This is a genomic window from Marinobacterium arenosum (assembly GCF_019795155.1).
Lineage (GTDB): Bacteria > Pseudomonadota > Gammaproteobacteria > Pseudomonadales > Balneatricaceae > Marinobacterium_C > Marinobacterium_C arenosum.
On sequence record NZ_JAILYN010000011.1, the window covers coordinates 44,151 to 65,261 of the forward strand.

Sequence of the window (21,111 nt, forward strand, 5' to 3'; positions counted from 1 at the left end):
GTAGGGTCCGCGGATGTCGCCCTCGGAGCGGGCTGCTACGGAGCACTGAACCCTGTAGCAGCGGGCTCCGACCGCGACAGGGTTGGTAGGGTCCGCGGATGTCGCCCTCGGAGCGGGCTGCTACGACAAACGGGCTTACCGCTAAGTTAACCCAGTCCTTCCTGCACCGCCCAGACCGCCACTTCCACCCGCGAGCGCAGGTTGAGCTTCTTCAGCAGGTGCTTGACGTGCACCTTGACGGTGCCTTCGGTGATGCTGAGTTTGCGGGCGATCAGCTTGTTCGGCAGGCCGCCGGCGATCAGTTTGATGATCTGCTTCTCGCGCGGCGTCAGTGCGCTGATATCGGGCCCCTTGTTGCTGCGGCCGCTCTGCAGCGCCTTGGCCAGCAGGGTGGTCAGCCGCTCGCTGATCACCATATTGCCGAGTGCCGCCTGGTTCAGGTTGGCCAGCAGCTCCTCCGGCTCCATATCCTTTAAGAGGTAGCCGTCGGCGCCGGCCTTCAGTGCCGCCACCACGTCCTCCTCGTTGTCGGACACGGTGAACACCACCACCCGTGATGAGACGCCGGCGTCGCGCAGCATCTTCAGGGTTTCGATGCCGTTGATCTCCGGCATGTTGAGGTCCAGCAGGATCAGGTCCGGCTCGTGCTGCTCGGCCAACCGTACGCCGTCGCGGGCGTTGCTGGCTTCGGCGATCACCTGCAGGTCGTCGTCCAGCTCGATCAGCTGCTTGACCCCCTTGCGCAGCAGCGGGTGGTCGTCGATCAGCAGTACGCTGGCCTGGCTCTGGGATTCGATCTGCTCACTCATTGGGCACCTGTTGTTCGATCCATTGATGGTGTTGATTCTACTGCTGTTTGGCGCTGAAGGTCATCAATACGCAGACGCCGCCCTCGGCCCGGTTCTGCACCGACAGGTCGCCGCCGAGGGTGTGGGCCCGGTCGCGCATGATCACCAGTCCGTAGTGGTTGGTCAGGTCCTTGTCGTCCGGCAGGCCGACGCCGTTGTCCTCGATGCGTACCTCGATCTGGCCGCCGTTCTGCTTCAGCTGCACCGAAACCTCGCTGGCCTGGCTGTGCTTGACCACGTTGGCCAGCGCTTCGCGTACCAGCTGCAACACGTGGATCTCCTCGTTCGGGCTCAGTGTCTGGTGACGGATGCCGTAGTGCAGCGCGACCGGCAGGCCGAGTCGCTCGGAGAACTCCTTGACGGTGGTCTGCAGCGCCGGCTCCAGCCCCGGCTGGTCGAGCGACAGCCGGAAGGTGGTCAGCAGCTCGCGCAGCTGGCGATAGGCGTTGTTGAGGCCGTCCTTCAACTCATCGACCACGCCGTCGATCTGCTCCTCGGACACCTGCTTCTTGCGCAGCAGTTGCAACCGGCTGACCTGCATCTTCAGGTAGGAGAGCGACTGGGCCAGCGAGTCGTGCAGTTCGCGGGCGATCACCGCGCGTTCTTCCATCAACGACATCTGTTGTGCCTGCTCAGCCTTCAGTTCCAGCGACAGGACCACGCCGAGGTTTTCGACGATGGTCTTCATCAGTTTGATCTGCTCGCGGCTGGGCGGCTGATCGGCCAGGAAGTCGGCGTTGAACTCGCCGAAGTAGGCTTCGCGGGTCTGGATCGGCAGGCTGAGGGTCTCATGCGGCCGCTGATCAAGCTTGTCGATCAGGCAGTCGTTGCAGCTGTGGTCGGTGCAGTTGGCCGGCCGTTCCAGCAGCTGGGTGTTCAGCTGGCGGTAGCTGCGGCGCTGGTTCGGATCGCGCAGGGTGACGTTGACCGGGCCGATCGGGGTCAGCTCCTCCAATTGCTTCATCACCGGGATCAGCCGGCGGCAGATATCCTCGTCGTCGCGGTTGAAGCGGCGGGTGGTGTCGTACAGCAGCTGCAACGATTGGTTGGTACTGCGCAGTTCGGCGGTCTTGCGCTGTACCCGGTTCTCCAGATCGGTGTAGATCTTGGAGAGCTCCTCGGCCATGTGGTTGAAGGTGGCGCCCAGCACCCCCAGCTCGTCCTCGCTCTGGTAGTAGACCCGCGCGTCGAGCTTGCCCTGGCTGGCCTCCTTGGCGGCCATCAGCAGCTGGGCCAGCGGCTCCACTACGTTGCACTTGATGTCGTACATGGCGATGAAGATGATCAGCACCGTCATGAACAGGCTGATCCCCTGCACCAGGCTGAGCAGCTTGATCTTCGATTCGGTGCTGCGCTCCAGCAACTGCACCATGGCGTCGATCTTCGGCACGAACTGATCGACCCGTTGCGGATAGTCGCCGCTGCCGTGGCCGGATTTGACTACCTCCCGTAGCGCCGGCGCCAGCGAGTGTTGCCACTCGTCGATGATCGCCTGGTAGTGCTTCTGCAGTTCATGGTCGCCGCGGTCGGGGATTACGTTGGCCAGTACGCGGGAGCGGATCCGCTTGTCGAACTCGGCGATCGACTCGGCGGCCCGTTGTTGCACCTGCAGGTTACCGCTGGCCTCGTACTGCTGGGTCTGGGCGACGATCCGGTAGGACATCATCCGCAGCGAGCCGGCCAGGTTGATACCCGCCGCATCGCCCTGGGTGCTCTCGGCGACGATCACCGAACTGATCATGCTGATCAGCGCCATCAGGCTGATCGCGAACATCGCGACCCCGAGTCGGGCGATGATGGAGTGCTTGAAGAAGTTCATCGATGGCTCCGCGGTCGGCTGACCGACTGGCGAGGGCTAAGCTGGGATCGCCCCCTGTACTCACAAAGATTCGCAGGCTGTACCGATTTTTGATTCAGTGCGCTGCCTGAGTGTGAAATTACCAGCTAAAACATGTGGTTACAAAGGAAATGAGGAGTACCCCGAAAGGGGTATATCGGTAAAACTGTACGCTTTTCAGCAGCTTAGCGATTGATTTCGATCAATAACCGGTACTCGCGTGTGGCGTTAGCTTTAACGGCATACCGATAGCCGAGACCGATCCGATGTTCGCCCAGGACAGCCAACAACAGATTTCCGCACTGATCATGAGCACGCTGCTGTTCGCCGCCTGCTTCGCGGTCTGGACGCTGGTGTCTGTCATTGGCGTGCAGATAAAGCACGAGCTGGCGCTGAGCGAGACCCAGTTCGGCATCCTGGTGGCCACGCCGATCCTGACCGGCGCGCTGGCCCGGCTGCCGATGGGGCTGCTGGCCGAACGGCTGGGCGGCCGGCCGATGATGATCGGCCTGATCCTGCTGGTCAGCGTGCCGCTCTACAGCCTGTCGCTGGCGCAGGAGTACTGGCACTACCTGCTGATCGGGCTGGGCATCGGCCTGGCCGGCAGCAGTTTTTCGGTCGGCATCCATTACGTGTCCGCCTGGGCCTCGCGCGACAACCAGGGCTTGGCGATGGGGGTATTCGGTGCCGGCAATCTGGGCGCGGCGCTGACCAACCTGATCGCGCCGCTGATCATTGTCGCCTACGGTTGGCGGATGGCACCAGTAGCATACTCGGTGGTGCTGGTGATTCTGGCGATGCTGTTCTGGTTGCTGACCCAGGACGATCCGTTGCACCAGCAGCGCCTGGAGCAAGCCGACAAGCCGACCTTGGGTCAGCTGCTGACCCCGCTGGCCGACCTGCGGGTGTGGCGCTTCGGCTTATATTATTTCTTCGTGTTCGGCGGCTACGTGGCCTTGACCCTGTGGCTGCCGGACTACTACGTGACCCATTACCAGTTGGACCTGAAAAGCGCTTCCTTCCTGACCCTGCTGTTCACCGTGCCCGGTGCGCTGACCCGCATCATCGGTGGCTGGTGTGCCGACAAGCTCGGCGCACGGCGGGTCAACTGGACGGTGTTCTGGGTCTGTCTGGTCTGCATGTTCTTCCTGTCCTATCCACCGACCACCATGACCATTCATGGCATCGACCAGGACCTGACCGTCCTGCTGGAGATGCCGGTCTGGCTGTTTACTGTGCTGGTGATGGTGGTGGGTATCGCGATGGGGTTCGGGAAAGCCAGCGTGTTCCGCAACGTCTACGACTACTACCCAGACAGGATGGGGATTGTCGGGGGCGCGGTGGGCTCGCTGGGCGCGATCGGTGGCTTCGTGCTGCCGGTCATGTTCGGTCTGGTGACCGATCTGTTCGGGGTTCGCAGCTCCTGCTTCATGCTGCTCTACGGTCTGCTGGCGTTGTGCATGATCACCATGTACTTCGGCATCCGCATGGAGGACCGGCGGCGGCGGCTGCAGGACGCGATCCGCAATAACTTTCTGCACGAGCGGCCGGAGACCGGCCAGCAATTGGAGCTGAATCGTTCCTGATCGCTCGAGTGCTGTGGAAACGATGCTTTGAAACCGTGCACACGCGCAGCGGTCCGATAGGGCCCCGGCGCGCAGCCAGGAGAATCAGTCATGTCTGATCTGCAAAAGTGGGATGTCGAGGACCCGAAATTCTGGGCCTCGGAAGGCAAGTCGGTCGCCAACCGCAACCTGTGGATATCGATCCCCAGCTTGCTGTGCGGCTTCGCGGTATGGCTCTACTGGGGCATCATTACCGTACAGATGCTCAACCTGGGGTTCCCGTTCGCCAAGGCGGAGCTGTTTACCCTGGCCGGTATCGCCGGCCTGACCGGTGCCACGCTGCGTATACCCAGCAGCTTCTTTATCCGTATCGCCGGCGGCCGCAACACCATCTTCTTCACCACCGCCTTGCTGATGTTGCCGGCGATCGGTACCGGCCTGGCGCTGCAGGACAAGGATACTCCGCTGTGGGTGTTCCAGCTGCTGGCGTTCCTGTCCGGTATCGGCGGCGGTAACTTCGCCTCCTCGATGTCCAACATCAGCTTCTTCTTCCCGAAACGTCAGCAAGGGCTGGCGCTGGGTTTGAACGCCGGGCTGGGCAACGCCGGGGTGACCACCATGCAGATCCTGGTGCCGCTGGTGATGACCTTCGGCATCTTCGGCGGCGAGCCGATGATCCTGGAGAACACCTCCGGTACCCTGATCGGCAAGATTCCAGCCGGCTCCGAGACCTATATCCACAACGCCGGTTTCGTCTGGCTGCTGCTGCTGGTACCGCTGGCGATCGCCGGCTGGTTCGGCATGAACAACATCCGCACCGAGTCGGTGTCGCCGGATATCGGCAGCCCGCTGGGGTCGATGTCCAAGGTCGGCGGCTTGCTGCTGATCGGCTTCTTCACCGCCGCCTGCGGCCTGTACATCATCCTGCCGGCGCCGACCGGGCTGGGTGCGCCGGGCTGGGCCAAGTGGCCGGTGATCGCCGGTATCCTGTTCAGCACCGTGATGCTGATGAAGCTGATTCCGGGCGATATCCGGCCTAATCTGCAGCGTCAGTTCAAGATCTTCAACAACAAGCACACCTGGATCATGAGTGTGATCTATACCATGACCTTCGGTAGCTTCATCGGTTACTCGGCCGGCTTCGCGCTGGCGATCAAGGTGGTATTCGGTTATCAGCACATCATGGTCGATGGCGTACTGACCCATGACACCGTCAATGCCAACGGTCCGTCGGCATTGATGTACGCCTGGATGGGACCGTTCATCGGCGCGCTGATCCGCCCGGTTGGCGGCTGGATCGCCGACAAGATGGGTGGTGCCAAGGTGACCCAGTATGTGGCCATTGTGATGATCGCCAGCGCGCTGGGCGTGGCTTACTTCCTGCAGGCGGCTTACCAGTCGGCGACCCCGGAACAGTTCTTCGTGCCCTTCCTGCTGTTGTTCCTGGTGCTGTTTGCGGCTACTGGTATCGGTAACGGTTCCACTTTCCGTACCATCGCCATGGTGTTCCCGAAAGAGCAGGCCGGTCCGGCACTGGGCTGGACTTCCGCCGTGGCCGCCTACGGTGCCTTCCTGATCCCGAAAATCTTCGGTGAGCAGATCAAGCTGGCCACTCCGGAGAACGCGCTGTACGGCTTTGCCGTGTTCTACGCGGTCTGCCTGCTGCTGAACTGGTGGTACTACCTGAGCCCGAAAGCGGAGTTCAAGAACCCGTAATCGGTCGTATCAATCGATAGTCAGACGGGGCCTGCGGGCCCCGTTTTTTTGATAATGCTTTATCCAGAGGCTGGCACAGCTATTAGAGGCTGGTTGTGTGGTATGGGTCGCGGTCGAAGTCCCTCCTACAGTAGCCGTGTTTTGTAGCAGCCCACTCTGTGGGCGACCATCCGCGGACTTCGAAAGAACCTATGTGGGTCGCGGCTAAACCTGCCCAGCGGAGTTACTCCTACAGGGGCCGCACTTCGTAGCAGCCCGCTTGGTATGCCCTTTGGGTGCTGAGGGCGACAGCCGCGGACTGCGGTAAAACCCATCGCGGTCGGAGCCCGCTGCTACAAGGACCGTGCTTCGTAGCAGCCCGCTTGGTATGCCCTTTGGGTGCTGAGGGCGACAGCCGCGGACCGTGGTAAAACCTATCGCGGTCGGAGCCCGCTGCTACAAGGACCGTGCTTCGTAGCAGCCCGCTTGGTATGCCCTTTGGGTGCTGAGGGCGACAGCCGCGGACTGCGGTAAAACCCATCACGGTCGGAGCCCGCTGCTACAGGGGGGGCTTCGTAGCAGCCCACTCTGTGGGCGACAGCCGCGGACTGCAGTAAAACCCATCGCGGTCGGAGCCCGCTGCTACAAGGACCGTGCTTCGTATCAGCCCGCTTGGTATGCCCTTTGGGTGCCGCGGTCGACAGCCGCGACCAGGGTCCTCCGGTAACCAAGTTACCGGCTGCGCGCGCAACGGGCCCTAATGGCCGAATCAGCCATGTCCTGGATCGGCTAAACGCCTGCCATCCATCTGCCTCGCAGCTTCCAGCTGCCCCCCCCGTTCCGCATCTCCGAAGAGGGGATACCCATAAAGAACTGCGGGGTAACAAAATCACCTGCTACTCAACCCATTTGTCTGTTTAAACCCTTTTGTTTTCAGTGGGTTAAGGGTGTTTTTCAGAAATACCCCTTTGGTGGTATTCGGCGGGATAGCGCCGTTTCAGCGCTTTTTCGGTGTTGATCCAGGTCAATCCCCGCCAGCCGGGACTGGCTTACTTTTGCTCTCACAGTAAGCCGCGAACAGGGCAGTCAGGGATTGATTGCAGGTTCGTGATCAGACCAGCCGACGTCCGGTTCGGTCGCTCGATCGGCTCAGCCAGGCCAGCGAGCGACCCGCCGGGCACAAACCCGGAATCCGTTGCTTCAAGCGGATCAGTCCTGACCACGAGGTTTCAGGAGATAACATAATGAGCCACTTGCTTGATCGCTTAAAATTTCTCAAAAAGAAACAGGGCACCTTTGCCGAAGGTCACGGTGACACCGTTAAGGAGAAACGTGACTGGGAGGACGGTTATCGTCAGCGTTGGCAGCACGACAAGGTCGTGCGTTCAACCCACGGCGTTAACTGCACCGGTTCCTGCAGCTGGAAAATCTACGTCAAGAACGGTCTGATCACCTGGGAGACCCAGCAGACCGACTACCCGCGTACCCGGCCGGACCTGCCCAACCACGAGCCGCGTGGCTGCCCGCGTGGCGCCAGCTACTCCTGGTACATCTACAGCGCCAACCGGCTGAAATACCCGACCATCCGCAAGCGCCTGCTGAAGCTGTGGCGTGAAGCGCGCGCCACCATGGAGCCGGTAGCAGCCTGGGCCTCCATCGTCGAGAATCAGGACAAGGCCAAATCCTACAAGTCGGTACGCGGCCAGGGCGGTTTCGTCCGCTCCAGCTGGGACGAAGTCAACGAGATCATCGCCGCGGCCAACACCTACACCATCAAGCAGTACGGCCCGGACCGGGTGATCGGCTTCTCGCCGATCCCGGCGATGTCGATGGTCTCCTACGCCGCCGGCGCCCGCTACCTGTCGCTGATCGGCGGTGCCTGCCTGAGCTTCTACGACTGGTACTGCGACCTGCCGCCGGCCTCGCCGATGACTTGGGGTGAGCAGACCGACGTGCCGGAATCGGCCGACTGGTACAACTCCAACTACATCATCGCCTGGGGCTCCAACGTCCCGCAGACCCGTACTCCGGACGCCCACTTCTTCACCGAAGTGCGCTACAAGGGCACCAAGACCGTTGCCGTGACGCCGGACTACTCCGAGGTCGCCAAGCTGTGCGACCAGTGGATGAACCCGAAACAGGGTACCGACGCCGCACTGGCGATGGCGATGGGTCACGTGATCCTGAAAGAGTTCCACGTCGACAAGCCGAGCGAGTACTTCACCGACTACTGCCGCCGCTATACCGACATGCCTAACCTGGTGCAGCTGGAGCGGCGTGAGGACGGCAGCTATGTCGCCGGTCGCTTCATCCGCGCCGCCGACTTCGACGCCAACCTGGGCCAGGACAACAACCCGGACTGGAAGACCGTCGCCTTCGACGAGATCAGCAACGGTTTCGTGGTGCCGAACGGCTCCATCGGTTTCCGCTGGGGTGAGCAGGGCAAGTGGAACATCGAGCAGAAGGAGGGCGGCGCCAGCGCCGAGACCCGCCTGAAGCTGAGCCTGATCGACGACCACGACGAGCTGGCCAGTGTCGGCCTGCCGTACTTCGGCGGGGTCGAGAACGAGTACTTCAGCAGCAACGTGTTCAAGGATGTGATCCATCACAACCTGCCGGCCAAGAAGGTCAAGCTGGCCGACGGCAGCGAGTCGCTGGTGGTCACCGTGTTCGACCTGATGCTGGCCAACTACGGTGTCAACCGTGGCTTGGGCGGCGACTTCGTGGCCAACAGCTACGACGACAACGCGCCTTACACGCCGGCCTGGCAGGAGAAGATCACCGGCGTCGATCGCAAGGTGGTGATCCAGATCGCCCGCGAGTTCGCCGACACCGCTCACAAGACCAAAGGTCGCTCGATGATCATCGTCGGTGCCGGTATGAACCACTGGTACCACATGGACATGAACTACCGTGGCCTGATCAACCTGCTGGTGATGTGCGGCTGTATCGGCCAGACCGGCGGTGGCTGGGCCCACTATGTCGGCCAGGAAAAACTGCGTCCGCAGTGCGGTTGGTTGCCGCTGGCGTTCGGTCTCGACTGGCAGCGTCCGCCGCGTCATATGAACGGCACCTCGTTCTTCTACAACCACTCCAGCCAGTGGCGCTACGAGAAGCTGAATGTCGATGAGATCTTGTCGCCGCTGGCCGACAAGTCCAAGTACACCGGTAGCCTGATCGACTTCAACGTCCGTTCCGAGCGGATGGGCTGGTTGCCGTCGGCGCCGCAGCTGGGTGCCAACCCGCTGGAGCTGACCAAGGCCGCCGCCGCCGCCGGCAAGACGCCGCAGGAATACTGTGTCGAACAGCTGAAATCCGGCAAGCTCGGCTTCGCCGCGGAAGATCCGGACAACCCGCAGAACTTCCCGCGCAACATGTTCATCTGGCGCTCCAACCTGCTGGGCTCCTCCGGCAAGGGCCACGAGTACATGCTGAAGTACCTGCTGGGCACCAACCACGGTGTGCTCGGCAAGGACCTGGGTGAAGACGGCGGCCGCAAACCGGAAGAGGTGAAGTGGCACGACCAGGGCGCCGAAGGCAAGGTGGACCTGCTGGTGACGCTGGACTTCCGTATGTCCACTACCTGCCTGTACTCCGACATCGTGCTGCCGACCGCTACCTGGTACGAGAAGGACGACCTGAACACCTCGGATATGCACCCGTTCATCCACCCGCTGTCGGCTGCTACCGACCCGGCCTGGGAAGCGCGTTCCGACTGGGATATCTACAAGGGTATCGCCAAGAAGTTCTCCGAGGTCTGCGTCGGTCACCTGGGCGTCGAGCAGGATCTGGTCACCGTGCCGCTGCTGCATGACACCGCCGGCGAACTGGCCCAGCCGTACGACGTCAAGGACTGGAAAAAAGGCGAGTGCGATCCGGTACCGGGCAAGACCATGCCGAACCTGGCGCTGGTCGAGCGCGACTACCCGAACACCTACGCCCGCTTCACCTCGGTCGGTCCGTTGCTGGAGAAACTGGGCAACGGCGGCAAGGGGATCAACTGGGAGACTTCAGCCGAAGTCGACCTTCTGAAGAAGCTGAACTGGACGCATACCGAAGAGGGCGCCGCCGAAGGCCGTGCCAAGCTGGAAACCGCCATCGATGCGGCCGAAATGATCCTTGCACTGGCGCCGGAGACCAACGGTCAGGTGGCGGTCAAGGCCTGGCAGGAACTGGGCAAGGCGACCGGGCTGGATCACACCCACCTGGCCAAGCCGAAGGAGGAGGAGAAGATCCGCTTCCGCGACGTGCAGGCCCAGCCGCGCAAGATCATCTCGTCGCCGACCTGGTCCGGCCTGGAGGACGAACACGTCTCCTACAACGCCGGCTACACCAACGTCCACGAGCTGATCCCCTGGCGCACCCTGACCGGCCGTCAGCAGTTCTACCAGGATCATGAGTGGATGCGTGACTTCGGCGAGGCGCTGCTGGTCTACCGGCCGCCGATCAACACCAAGTCGGTCAAGCCGATCATGGACGCCAAGCCGAACGGCAACCCGGAGATCGCGCTGAACTGGATCACCCCGCACCAGAAATGGGGTATCCACTCCACCTACAGCGACAACCTGATCATGCTGACCCTGTCGCGTGGCGGGCCGATCATCTGGCTGTCCGAGGTGGACGCCCAGAAAGCCGGCATCGAAGACAACGACTGGGTGGAGGTGTTCAACACCAACGGCGCACTGGCCGCCCGTGCGGTAGTCTCCCAGCGTGTCAACGAGGGGATGACCCTGATGTATCACGCCCAGGAGCGCATCGTGAACGTGCCGGGTGCGGAAACCACCGGTACCCGCGGCGGTATCCACAACTCGGTGACCCGTGCCTGTCCGAAGCCGACCCACATGATCGGTGGCTACGCCCAGCAGGCGTACGGCTTCAACTACTACGGCACCGTCGGCTCCAACCGCGACGAGTTCGTGGTGGTGCGCAAGATGAAGAACATCGACTGGCTGGATGGTGAAGGCAACGACTACGTTCAGGAGGCAGCCAAATGAAAATCCGCTCTCAAGTAGGCATGGTGCTGAACCTCGATAAATGTATCGGCTGTCACACCTGCTCGATCACCTGTAAGAACGTCTGGACCTCCCGCGAGGGGATGGAGTACGCCTGGTTCAACAACGTCGAGACCAAGCCGGGCATCGGCTATCCGAAGGAGTGGGAGAACCAGGACAAGTGGAACGGCGGCTGGATCCGCAAGAGCAACGGCGAGATCGAACCGCGCATCGGCGGCAAGTGGCGGGTACTGGCGAACATCTTCGCCAACCCGGACCTGCCGGAGATCGACGACTACTACGAGCCGTTCGACTTCGATTACCAGCATCTGCACAACGCCCCGGAAGGCAAGCACCAGCCGGTGGCCCGACCGCGCTCGCTGATCAGCGGCCAGCGGATGAAGAAGATCGAATGGGGCCCGAACTGGGAGGAGATCCTCGGCACCGAGTTCGCCAAGCGTTCCAAGGACAAGAACTTCGACAACGTCCAGAAGGAGATCTACGGCCAGTTCGAGAACACCTTCATGATGTACCTGCCGCGCCTGTGCGAGCACTGCCTGAACCCGGCCTGTGTCGCCAGCTGCCCGTCCGGTGCGATCTACAAGCGTGAAGAGGACGGCATCGTCCTGATCGACCAGGACAAGTGCCGTGGCTGGCGGATGTGCGTCAGCGGCTGTCCGTACAAGAAGATCTACTACAACTGGAAAACCGGTAAATCCGAGAAGTGTATCTTCTGCTATCCGCGTATCGAATCCGGCATGCCGACCGTCTGCTCGGAAACCTGTGTCGGCCGTATCCGCTACCTGGGCGTGATGCTGTACGACGCCGACCGGATCAAGGAAGTGGCCGCGTCCGGCAACGAGCAGGATCTGTACGAGAAGCAACTGGAGATCTTCCTCGACCCGCACGACCCGGCGATCATCGCCCAGGCACGCAAGGACGGGGTATCGGACAGCGTAATCAAGGCTGCCCAGCAGTCGCCGGTCTACAAGCTGGCGATGGACTGGAAACTGGCGCTGCCGCTGCACCCGGAATATCGCACCCTGCCGATGGTCTGGTACGTGCCGCCGCTGAGCCCGATCCAGTCTGCCGCCGACGCCGGCCAGATCGGCATGAACGGCGCCATCCCGGATGTCGACAGCCTGCGGATCCCGGTCAAGTACCTGGCCAACCTGCTGACTGCCGGCGACGAGCAGCCGGTGCTGTCCGCCCTCAAGCGTCTGCTGGCGATGCGCGCCTACAAGCGTGACGAGCAGGTGGAGGGCAAGCGCAACCTGCAGGTACTGGAGGAGGCCGGTCTGACCGAGCACCAGGCCAAGGAGATGTACCGCTACCTGGCGATCGCCAACTACGAGGATCGCTTCGTGATCCCGACCAGCCACCGCGAGCTGGCCCGCGAAGCCTTCCCGGAACGTAACGGTTGCGGCTTCAGCTTCGGCAACGGCTGTGCCGGCGGCGAAACCGAGTTCAACCTGTTCGGTGCCAAGAAGCAGAACGTCACCATGGTGCAGAAGCTGGACTCGGTGAAGCAGGTCAACCCGAAGGAGCTGGAAGATGCGTAGTCTGAAAGTGATCTCCGCGTTGCTGGACTACCCCGAGGCTGAACTCTTCGAGGGCCGCAAGGCCCTCGTCGAGGAGCTGCGGGCCGATCCGCTGCTGGCGCAGGAGCAGAAAGAGGCGCTGATCGAGTTTGTCGATCAGCTCTGCACCGGCGATCTGATGGACGCTCAGGAAAACTACGTGGCGCTGTTCGACCGCGGCCGCTCGCTGTCGCTGCTGCTGTTCGAACACGTTCACGGCGAGAGCCGCGACCGCGGCCAGGCGATGGTCGACCTGATGTCGGTCTACGAGAAGCAGGGCTTCGAACTCGACGCCCGCGAACTGCCCGACTATCTGCCGCTGTTCCTGGAGTTCCTGTCGCTGCGGCCGGAGCAGGAGGTGCGCCAGTGGCTGGCCGACGTCAGCCATATCCTGGCGCTGGTGGAGACCCGACTGCACCAGCGTGGCAGCGGCTACGCGGTGCTGTTCGAGGCGCTGCTCGCCGTGGCCGGCGTGGCGGTCGAACGGGAGGAACTGCAACAGAAAGTCGCCAACGAGGCGCGGGACGATACGCCCGAGGCGATGGACAAGGTGTGGGAAGAGGAGATGGTGCGCTTTACCGAAAACAGCGCCCAGGATTGCGGCAACAACAGCGTGGCGCAGCGACGCCGCGAACTGGATGTGGTCAAGCCGCTGCATGTCCAGCCGGCCTCGCCGGCGGTCTCTTCTGGTACAGCAGGCTCGCACTGAGCCCGGGAGAATGACGATGTCTTATCTGAACGATCTGTTATTCGGGGTCTACCCCTACATTGCCGGCGCGATCTTCCTGATCGCCAGCTGGATCCGCTACGACCGTGAGCAGTTCACCTGGCGCGCGAGCTCCAGTCAGATGCTGCACTCGAAAGGGTTCCGCCGGGCCAGCAACCTGTTCCATGTCGGCGTGCTGGTGATCTTCTTCGGCCATCTGGTCGGCCTGCTGACGCCGCATGCGCTCTACGCGCCGTTCATGTCGGCCGGCACCAAGCAGGTGATTGCGATCATCGTCGGCGGTGCCGCCGGTGTCGCCTGCTGGATCGGCGCACTGCTGCTGCTGAAGCGCCGCCTCGGCGAGCCGCGGGTACGGGCGACCAGCACCAAGGCGGATATCTTCATCCTGGTGCTGCTGTTCGTGCAGGTATCGCTGGGACTGCTGACTATCCCGTTCGCCCTCGGCCACCTGGACGGTGGTGTGATGATCCAGCTGGCCCACTGGGCCCAGGGACTGGTGACTCTGCAGGCGGATGCCGCCAGCCATCTGACCGGAATCGGTCTGGTCTACAAGCTGCACATCTTCGTCGGCCTGACCATGTTCGTGGTGTTCCCGTTCACCCGCATGGTGCACATCTGGAGCGTGCCGGTGAAGTACTTCACCCGCAACTACCAGCTGGTGCGTACCCGTTAATGTCGCATCGGGGGCGCCCTCGGGCGCTCCCACTATATACAGATGACAGAGGGCCTTCCCTATAGCGGGTGTTGGAAACAGCTGTTTTTGAAAAAGCTGCGCCCTATACGGAAGACCTTTTACGAATGACAGCCAAGCCGGCAGGCCGCCGGTCCGGCGAGGAGAGACCCCCATGCAGATGATCGAAGTCAAAGAGCTGCCCACCGAAGCACCGGACTTTCCGGAGGTGGTGGTCAACGGCAGGGCCATCGAAGCCCACAGCATCCTGCAGGAGATGCAGTACTATCCGTCCGACTCGCTGGACATCTCCCGCCATCAGGCCGCCCAGGCGCTGGTGGTGCGCGAACTGCTGATGCAGCGGGCCGACGAGTTGGGGCTGGAACTGGCGCCGCAACAGCCGGATGAACCGGACGACGAAGCGCTGATCCGCCAGTTGCTGGAGCAGGAGGTGGAGCTGCCGCAGGCCGACGAAACCACCTGCCAGCGCTACTACGAGGCCAACCCCGAGCGGTTCAAAACCTCGCCGCTGGTGGCGGTCAGCCATATTCTGCTGGGCGCCGATCCGGCCGACCCGGAGGAGCGTGCCCAGCGCAAGGCCGAGGCCGAGGGGGTGATCGAAAAACTGCAGCAGGCCCCGGACAATTTTGCCCGGCTGGCCCAGCAGTGTTCCGATTGTCCGTCCAAGGAGGTCGGTGGCCAGCTCGGTCAGCTCGACAAGGGCCAGACCGTGGCCGAATTCGAACGCCAGGTGTTCAGCCTGCCGGAAGGGCTGGCGGCGCGGCCGGTGGAGAGCCGCTACGGTTTCCATGTGGTGCGCATCGACAAGCGGGTCGACGGCGAGTTACTGCCCTACGATATGGTCGCCAGCCGCATCCGCAGCTACCTGCAGGCGCGTAACTACCGCCGTGCGGTCAACCAGTACATCCAGCTGCTGGTCGGCAGTGCCGAGATCGAGGGGATCGAAATCCAGGCGGCCGACGGATTGTTGGTTCAGTAGGTGGAAGTGGTGAGTTAACAGTTAATGAGTTAACAGTTAATGAGTTAACAGTTAATGAGTTAACAGTTAATGAGTTAACAGTTAATGAGTTAACTGTTAACAGAGCCTGCTTCAGACTTCGGCGCTTTCGTAGAGCATTTTCTTATCTGGGTCAGTGGGTAGTAAACAGTGGCCGGGGGAAGTTATCGGCACCTAACCGGCAGCAAATGCGCGGCCTCGGAACTTCGACACTCCTCCGGATTATGGGGCTGTTCACTGTCCACTGGATAACTCAATACTCAGGACTTAATTATGCTGTCTGATCTTCTTGCCAATAACAAACGCTGGGCCGACCGTATGGAAACCCAGCACCCCGGTTTCTTCAAGGAGCTGGCGGCGCAGCAGAAACCGGAGTACCTGTGGATCGGCTGTTCCGACAGCCGGGTGCCGGCCAACGAGATTGTCGGGCTGATGCCGGGTGAACTGTTCGTGCACCGCAATATCGCCAATATGGTGCTGCACACCGACCTCAACTGCATCTCGGTACTGCACTATGCGGTCGAGGTGTTACAGGTGAAACACATCATCGTCTGCGGCCACTACGGTTGTGGCGGGGTACGCGCAGCGCTGGGCCGGCAGGACCTGGGGCTGATAGACAACTGGCTGCGCCACCTGAAGGATATCGGTTTCCGCGAACGCGACCTGCTCAGCGCCGAGAGTGACCCCGACCGCCGCGTCGACCGTCTTTGCGAGCTGAATGTGCGCTATCAGGTGGACAATATCTGCCACACCAAGGTGGTGCAGAAAGCCTGGCAGCGCGGCCAGCAGCTGGCGGTGCACGGCTGGATCTACAGTATCGAGGATGGGGTGATCAAGGATCTGAACGTGGATATCGACAGCTATCGCGATCTGCCGGAGATCTATTGCCTGGAGGAGGTTTGATCTGTTTTCTGATGAATAGCCCCCAAGATGTATTCCTGGTCGCGGCTGAAGCCCTCCTACGGAACCGCAGCATTGCTGAGCCCCTCCTGTAGGGTCGGCTTCAGCCGACCAAGCGCCAGAAGCGCTTAGACACCCGGTTTGGCATCACTGCCTGCTTTCGTCAGGGGGCTGCCCCCCGACACCCCCGTTCGCCTCCACAGAGCGCCTGATCCTGCGCGCGATTCGCTCCATCGGCTGGCGAAAAGAACTCGCTCGTGCCTCGCTCAAACAGCTTTTCGCCCTTTCGCCGCTGGATCAAACCGTGCTCGGGGCGCTCAGAGTCGGCAAAGTTACGGGTGCCACCGGATGGTCTTTCCTATTTGCTTATTTCCGTTTGAACATGCTGAAAGATCAATCTGCCCAGTTCTGCTTGTTTGGTTGCGGCTTCTCTTTGGCAAAGCTCTCAAAGATGCCTTGAATTCAGTGGCTCCAATACTCAGATAGTAGCTACGTTAGCTAGGAACTACCGGACGGCACCGCTAGCTTCGCCGACTCGGAGTGGCCCGAGCACGACTTGGTTGGCCGGCGATCAGTCAAAAAGCTGTCTGAGCGAGGTACGAGCGAGTTCTTTTTGACAGCCGGCCAACCGGGACGCGCGCAGGAAACAGCCGCTCTGTGGAGGCATCAGGGGGTGTCGGGGGCGAAGCCCCTGACGAATACCTCCAAACTCATGAAGCGCTTTTCAGCTACCCGTTGGTCCGACCGAAAAAACTGTAGGCTCCTTAACCCCTATGAACCCCCGATCTACCACTTGGTAGGTATAGGGTCGCCCCGGCCCGGTTGCGATAATCGAAAGCCTACGAATTACCCGCTTGGCAACGAAGAGAGGCATCCGGATGGCGGCTTCAGGTCCCGAACTGATCGATGGATTCGGTCGCAAGATCGACTACGTGCGGCTGTCGGTGACCGACCGTTGCGATTTCCGCTGTGTCTATTGCATGGCCGAGGATATGACCTTCCTGCCGCGGGCGCGGGTGCTGACGTTGGAGGAGCTGGCGTTGATCGGCCGGGCCTTCACCGAGCTGGGTGTGCGGCGGATCCGGCTGACCGGCGGCGAGCCGCTGGTGCGGCGCGATATCCTGTCGCTGGTGCAGCAACTGGGCCGGCTCGACGGGCTCCATGAGCTGACCATGACTACCAACGGCTCGCAGCTGACCCGCTATGCCCGCCAGATCCGTGCCGCCGGCGTCAAGCGGCTCAATATCAGCCTGGATTCGCTCGACCCGCAACGTTTCGCCGCACTGACCCGACGCGACAAGCTCGACCAGGTGGTCGCCGGCATCGACGCGGCAATCGAGGCCGGCTTCGAGCGGATCAAGCTGAACGCGGTGATTCTCAATGGCCGTAACGATGACGAGATCCTGCCATTGGTCGGATTCGCCCGCGAGCGGGGGATCGATATCAGCTTTATCGAGGAGATGCCGCTGGGCGCCATCTCCAGCCACAACCGCAGTGAAACCTACTGTTCCAGCGACGAGGTACAGCGTCGGATCGCCGAACGCTACTCGCTGCTGCCCAGCGCGGAAACCACCGGTGGCCCATCGCGCTACTTCCGGATGGCCGACAGCAACAGCCGGATCGGCTTTATCTCGCCGCACAGCCACAACTTCTGCGACAGCTGCAACCGGGTGCGGGTTACCGTCGAGGGGTTGCTGCTGCTCTGTCTCGGCCGCGAGAACGCGGTCGACCTGCGCGCCCTGTTACGGCGTCATCCGGGCGACCTGGAGCGGTTGAAAGCCACCATCTGCGATGCATTGCAGCACAAGCCGCAGCGGCACCATTTCGCCCTCGACGATCAACCGCAGGTGCTGCGCTTTATGAATATGACTGGAGGCTGAGGATGAGTCCTAGCGAGCTGGAACAGGCACTGCAGAAAGCCCATCAACATCCGCTGTTCAATGCCTTGAATCCCGAGCAGTTCCATCGCCTGGAGGAGCGGGTGCGGGTGATCGACCTGGCCGCCGGTGAAAGCCTGTTCCGCCAGGGCGAGCAGGCCGAGCGTTTCTATATGGTGGTGCGTGGCACCATGAAGGTGTTCCGGCTGTCCAGCGATGGCCAGGAGAAGATCATCGAGGTAATCGGCTCCGGCGAGACCCTGGCCGAGGCGGTGATGTTTCTCGATAAGCCGGCTTATCCGGCCAACGCCGACGCGGTGGAGGCCAGCCAGGTGTTGGTGTTCAGCAGCCAGGTTTACAAATCGCTGCTGGCCGAGTCCAGCGACTGCTGTTTCAAGGTGATGGCGGCGCTGGCGATCCGCCTGCACAGCCGGCTCAAGGAGATCGAGACGCTGACACTGCAGAACGCCCGCCACCGGGTGGGCCGTTTTCTATGCAGTCTGCTGCCGCCGGACTGTGGTGAGCAGAGCGAGATCCAGCTGCCGGTTGCCAAGCGGTTGATCGCCGCCCGGCTGGCGATGCAGCCGGAAACCTTCTCGCGGATCATGCATGACCTGAAGGAGCGGCAGTTGGTGGAGGTGCATGGCCGCAAGTTGCTGATCCGCGATGTCGCCGCGCTGCAGCAGCTGACCTGACCTGTGATTGAGCTAAAAGGGGGGATGCGATGAACGCCACCAAGCGCTCCGAACGCCCGCTGATTTACGCCTGCTCGGGCTGCTCCAACGTGGCCCAGCTGGCCAATGACGTGGCGCTCAAGCTGGACCACGCCGGCCTTGCGGAGATGTCCTGCATCGCCGGGGTTGGCGGTGACGTGCCGGCGCTGGTACGGGTCGCCAAATCGGGCCGACCGATGATCGGCATCGACGGCTGCCCGCTGCACTGTGTCGCCAACTGTCTGACGCGCCATGGCGTCGAGCCGGATCATCATGTGCGGTTGTACGACTACGGTCTGCGCAAACGCAACGGTTTGAAGGCGGACGAGGAAGACCTGCAGAGGGTGGTGGCCGAAGTCGAGCAGTTGATCTGCCGGCTGAGCCCGGCCTGAGCTGAATTGGCCGGACGGCGTTTTTTTCGGATTTTTCATAGATCGGTTGGCCGCCCGGGTGCGGCCCTACAGCGAGCCTGATGTGGCCGTTGGCAGGGCTGACTTTAGTCGGCTAGGTGCCATAGGGCGCCCATTCGCAGTTTTGCCTCTATCTGGCGGTATCGAGCTTAGCGTACCTCCTACAACCGTTGGTTGCCGCTAAATACCCCTTCGTCCGTTGACGCAGGGAACGAACAGTATCTAAAAGAACAGGAGTCAGCCGTTATGGGCCATGTCACTCGCGATGTACCTTTTCAGCCGCTGAATATCGCCGTGCTGACCGTTTCCGACACCCGTACGATGGAGAACGATACCTCCGGCGATACCCTGCAGGAGGGGCTGCTGGAGGCGGGTCATAAGGTTTGGGCGCGGCAGATCGTCAAGGACGACATCTATCAGCTGCGGGCGGTGGTGTCCGACTGGATCGCCCAGCCGGCGGTGCAGGTGGTACTGGTCACCGGCGGCACCGGCTTTACCGACCGGGATTCCACCCCGGAAGCCTTGCTGCCGCTGTTCGACAAGCAGGTGGAGGGCTACGGCGAGATGTTCCGGATGCTCTCCTTCCAGGAGATCGGCACCTCCACGGTGCAGTCGCGGGCGGTGGCCGGGGTGGCCAACCATACGGTGGTCTTCTGCATGCCGGGCTCGCCGAAGGCCTGCCGCACCGCCTGGAGCAAGATCATCCGTGAGCAGCTGGATGCCCGCCACCGGCCCTGCAACTTCGTCGAGATGGTGATGCCGAAGGCGGAAACCGCCTGTGGAGCACGCTCATGAGCTGCAGTTGCGACAGCGGCCGGCTGATGCCGTTCGAGCAGGCGCTGGAGACCCTGCTGCAGGCGGCGAGACCGGTCGGCGAAACCGAGTGGGTGGCGCTGGACGAAGCACAGAACCGGGTGCTGGCCGAGCCGGTGATCTCGAAGATCGACGTGCCGCCGGCCGACAACAGTGCGATGGATGGCTATGCGGTCAACACCGGCTCGCTGCCCGAGTCACTGATTCTGCCGGTATCGCAGCGGATTCCGGCCGGCCAGCCGCCGCAGCCGCTCGAGCCGGGCAGCGCGGCGCGGATCTTCACCGGCTCCGAGATTCCGGCCGGTGCCGATGCGGTGATCATGCAGGAAAGTTGCCGCAGTGAGGGCGGCCAGGTACAGCTGCTCAGCCGGCCGGCGGTCGGCGATCATATCCGCCGGGCCGGTCAGGATATCGCCGCCGGCGACTGCCTGCTGGCAGCCGGCGAGCGGCTCGGTCCGGCCCAGTTGGGAGTGCTGGCGTCGATCGGCGTCGACCGGGTCCGGGTCTATCGTCGGCTGACCGTGGCGGTGCTCAATACCGGCGACGAGCTGGTGATGCCGGGCGAGCCCTGCGGTCCGGGCCAGATCTACAACTCCAACCTGTTCACCCTGCAAGGGCTGCTGGCACGGCTGGATATCCGGCTGTGGAACCCCGGTGCGGTGGCCGATACGCCGGAGGCGACCCGCGAGGCCTTGCGGCAGGCCGCCGAACAGGCCGACCTGGTGCTGACCAGCGGCGGGGTGTCGGTCGGTGAAGAGGATCATGTGCGCGCTGCAGTCGAACAACTGGGTTCGCTGCAGCTCTGGCGGTTGGCGATCAAGCCGGGCAAGCCGTTGGCGTTCGGCCGTATCGGCGAGGTGCCCTTTATCGGCCTGCCGGGCAATCCGGCGGCGGTGCTGGTCACCTTCCTGATGCTGGCGCGGCCCTACCTGCTGCGGATGCAGGGGGTACGCGAGGTGGAACCGCTCAGCTTCCCGGTGCAGGCCGGTTTCCTGTGTGACAAAAAGGTGCCGCGCCAGGAGTACCTGCGGGTGCGTTTGCGGCGCGAGGCCGGTGGTCTGCAGGCCAAACCGGTGCACAGTCAGAGCTCCGGCGTGCTGAGTTCGGCGGTGCTGGCCGACGGCCTGCTGGTGGTACCGCCCGACCGGGCGGTGCAACAGGGTGATCTGCTGGAATTCATTCCGTTTAGCGAGTTGATGGGGGTGGGTTGATGGTGCGGATACGCTTCTTCGCCTCGCTGCGTGAGCAGCTGGGCCAGGCTGAGCTGCGGTTGTCGGTGCCGGATGGTATCGACGTCGAGTCGCTGATCAGTCAGTTGGGCCGCCAGCAACCTGGCTGGGCCGGCGCGTTGGCCTCGAACGAGTTGATCTGCGCGGTCAACGAGGAGGTGGTCGGTCGGCAGCACCCGCTGCACAGCGGTGACGAACTGGCGATCTTCCCGCCGGTAACCGGCGGCTGATAGTCAAT

At 62.3% G+C, this 21,111-nt stretch carries 16 protein-coding genes; 14 read left to right on the forward strand and 2 right to left on the reverse strand.

Translation table 11 applies throughout. The features are described 5' to 3' along the window. Positions 1 to 146: 146 nt before the first annotated feature. Both narL and K6T12_RS07155 read right to left on the reverse strand, forming a co-directional pair. Positions 147 to 809 carry a two-component system response regulator NarL gene (gene narL / locus K6T12_RS07150; RefSeq protein WP_222220914.1) on the reverse strand — a complete coding sequence of 221 codons (663 nt, stop codon included), beginning with the start codon at positions 807 to 809 and terminating at the stop codon, positions 147 to 149. Between the two features lie 37 nt (positions 810 to 846). Next, complete coding sequence (locus K6T12_RS07155; protein ID WP_222220915.1) at positions 847 to 2,667, reverse strand: type IV pili methyl-accepting chemotaxis transducer N-terminal domain-containing protein; 1,821 nt, start codon at positions 2,665 to 2,667, stop codon at positions 847 to 849. Positions 2,668 to 2,951: 284 nt separating this feature from the next. Between K6T12_RS07155 and K6T12_RS07160 the strand changes: the two genes are divergently transcribed. The 14 genes from K6T12_RS07160 (at position 2,952) to moaD (ending at position 21,103) form a co-directional block, all read left to right on the forward strand. Then, the gene (locus K6T12_RS07160; RefSeq protein ID WP_222220917.1) at positions 2,952 to 4,271 is read left to right on the forward strand and encodes a nitrate/nitrite transporter; all 1,320 of its coding nucleotides are present in this window, start codon (positions 2,952 to 2,954) and stop codon (positions 4,269 to 4,271) included. Positions 4,272 to 4,361: 90 nt separating this feature from the next. Then, on the forward strand, positions 4,362 to 5,966 hold the full coding sequence (locus tag K6T12_RS07165) for an MFS transporter (protein WP_222220919.1): 1,605 nt from the start codon (positions 4,362 to 4,364) through the stop codon (positions 5,964 to 5,966). Positions 5,967 to 7,189: 1,223 nt separating this feature from the next. Beyond that, positions 7,190 to 10,939 carry a nitrate reductase subunit alpha gene (locus K6T12_RS07170; RefSeq protein WP_222220921.1) on the forward strand — a complete coding sequence of 1,250 codons (3,750 nt, stop codon included), beginning with the start codon at positions 7,190 to 7,192 and terminating at the stop codon, positions 10,937 to 10,939. After that, positions 10,936 to 12,498: a nitrate reductase subunit beta gene (gene narH / locus K6T12_RS07175; RefSeq protein ID WP_222220923.1), complete on the forward strand. Its 1,563-nt coding sequence runs from the start codon at positions 10,936 to 10,938 to the stop codon at positions 12,496 to 12,498. The genes K6T12_RS07170 and narH overlap by 4 nt, the downstream gene beginning before the upstream one ends. Continuing rightward, entirely contained in the window at positions 12,491 to 13,225 is a 735-nt protein-coding gene (narJ, locus tag K6T12_RS07180) for a nitrate reductase molybdenum cofactor assembly chaperone (protein ID WP_222220925.1), read from the forward strand. The genes narH and narJ overlap by 8 nt, the downstream gene beginning before the upstream one ends. Positions 13,226 to 13,241: 16 nt before the next feature. Beyond that, a complete protein-coding gene (gene narI, locus K6T12_RS07185; RefSeq protein ID WP_222220927.1) occupies positions 13,242 to 13,916 on the forward strand; it encodes a respiratory nitrate reductase subunit gamma in 675 nt (224 codons plus the stop codon). Positions 13,917 to 14,088: 172 nt separating this feature from the next. Then, a complete protein-coding gene (locus K6T12_RS07190; protein ID WP_222220929.1) occupies positions 14,089 to 14,913 on the forward strand; it encodes a peptidylprolyl isomerase in 825 nt (274 codons plus the stop codon). Positions 14,914 to 15,204: 291 nt separating this feature from the next. Next, positions 15,205 to 15,834 carry a carbonate dehydratase gene (gene can / locus K6T12_RS07195; RefSeq protein ID WP_222220931.1) on the forward strand — a complete coding sequence of 210 codons (630 nt, stop codon included), beginning with the start codon at positions 15,205 to 15,207 and terminating at the stop codon, positions 15,832 to 15,834. Between the two features lie 875 nt (positions 15,835 to 16,709). Beyond that, the gene (gene moaA / locus K6T12_RS07200) at positions 16,710 to 17,711 is read left to right on the forward strand and encodes a GTP 3',8-cyclase MoaA (RefSeq protein ID WP_222220932.1); all 1,002 of its coding nucleotides are present in this window, start codon (positions 16,710 to 16,712) and stop codon (positions 17,709 to 17,711) included. A gap of 2 nt (positions 17,712 to 17,713) precedes the next feature. Further along, positions 17,714 to 18,403, forward strand: a complete 690-nt coding sequence (locus tag K6T12_RS07205) for a Crp/Fnr family transcriptional regulator (RefSeq protein ID WP_222220934.1) — start codon at positions 17,714 to 17,716, stop codon at positions 18,401 to 18,403. A 29-nt stretch (positions 18,404 to 18,432) separates the two neighbouring features. After that, entirely contained in the window at positions 18,433 to 18,813 is a 381-nt protein-coding gene (locus tag K6T12_RS07210; protein WP_222220936.1) for a putative zinc-binding protein, read from the forward strand. 264 nt (positions 18,814 to 19,077) lie between these two features. Beyond that, entirely contained in the window at positions 19,078 to 19,626 is a 549-nt protein-coding gene (gene moaB / locus K6T12_RS07215; protein ID WP_222220938.1) for a molybdenum cofactor biosynthesis protein B, read from the forward strand. Further along, positions 19,623 to 20,855, forward strand: coding sequence for a molybdopterin molybdotransferase MoeA (locus K6T12_RS07220; protein WP_222220940.1), 1,233 nt, complete (start codon positions 19,623 to 19,625; stop codon positions 20,853 to 20,855). The genes moaB and K6T12_RS07220 overlap by 4 nt, the downstream gene beginning before the upstream one ends. Beyond that, positions 20,855 to 21,103: a molybdopterin converting factor subunit 1 gene (moaD, locus tag K6T12_RS07225; protein ID WP_222220941.1), complete on the forward strand. Its 249-nt coding sequence runs from the start codon at positions 20,855 to 20,857 to the stop codon at positions 21,101 to 21,103. Before K6T12_RS07220 ends, moaD begins: the two co-directional genes overlap by 1 nt. Positions 21,104 to 21,111 lie beyond the last annotated feature (8 nt).

Bases quoted from the DNA above. Each gene is read 5' to 3' on its own strand.
- K6T12_RS07170 (WP_222220921.1), top strand. From the start codon at position 7,190: ATGAGCCACTTGCTTGATCGCTTAAAATTTCTCAAAAAGAAACAGGGC.
- can (WP_222220931.1), top strand. From the start codon at position 15,205: ATGCTGTCTGATCTTCTTGCCAATAACAAACGCTGGGCCGACCGTATG.
- K6T12_RS07220 (WP_222220940.1), top strand. From the start codon at position 19,623: ATGAGCTGCAGTTGCGACAGCGGCCGGCTGATGCCGTTCGAGCAGGCG.
- moaA (WP_222220932.1), top strand. From the start codon at position 16,710: ATGGCGGCTTCAGGTCCCGAACTGATCGATGGATTCGGTCGCAAGATC.
- moaB (WP_222220938.1), top strand. From the start codon at position 19,078: ATGGGCCATGTCACTCGCGATGTACCTTTTCAGCCGCTGAATATCGCC.
- narJ (WP_222220925.1), top strand. From the start codon at position 12,491: ATGCGTAGTCTGAAAGTGATCTCCGCGTTGCTGGACTACCCCGAGGCT.
- moaD (WP_222220941.1), top strand. From the start codon at position 20,855: ATGGTGCGGATACGCTTCTTCGCCTCGCTGCGTGAGCAGCTGGGCCAG.
- K6T12_RS07210 (WP_222220936.1), top strand. From the start codon at position 18,433: ATGAACGCCACCAAGCGCTCCGAACGCCCGCTGATTTACGCCTGCTCG.
- K6T12_RS07190 (WP_222220929.1), top strand. From the start codon at position 14,089: ATGCAGATGATCGAAGTCAAAGAGCTGCCCACCGAAGCACCGGACTTT.
- narH (WP_222220923.1), top strand. From the start codon at position 10,936: ATGAAAATCCGCTCTCAAGTAGGCATGGTGCTGAACCTCGATAAATGT.
- K6T12_RS07165 (WP_222220919.1), top strand. From the start codon at position 4,362: ATGTCTGATCTGCAAAAGTGGGATGTCGAGGACCCGAAATTCTGGGCC.
- K6T12_RS07155 (WP_222220915.1), bottom strand. From the start codon at position 2,667: ATGAACTTCTTCAAGCACTCCATCATCGCCCGACTCGGGGTCGCGATG.
- K6T12_RS07160 (WP_222220917.1), top strand. From the start codon at position 2,952: ATGTTCGCCCAGGACAGCCAACAACAGATTTCCGCACTGATCATGAGC.
- narL (WP_222220914.1), bottom strand. From the start codon at position 809: ATGAGTGAGCAGATCGAATCCCAGAGCCAGGCCAGCGTACTGCTGATC.
- narI (WP_222220927.1), top strand. From the start codon at position 13,242: ATGTCTTATCTGAACGATCTGTTATTCGGGGTCTACCCCTACATTGCC.
- K6T12_RS07205 (WP_222220934.1), top strand. From the start codon at position 17,714: ATGAGTCCTAGCGAGCTGGAACAGGCACTGCAGAAAGCCCATCAACAT.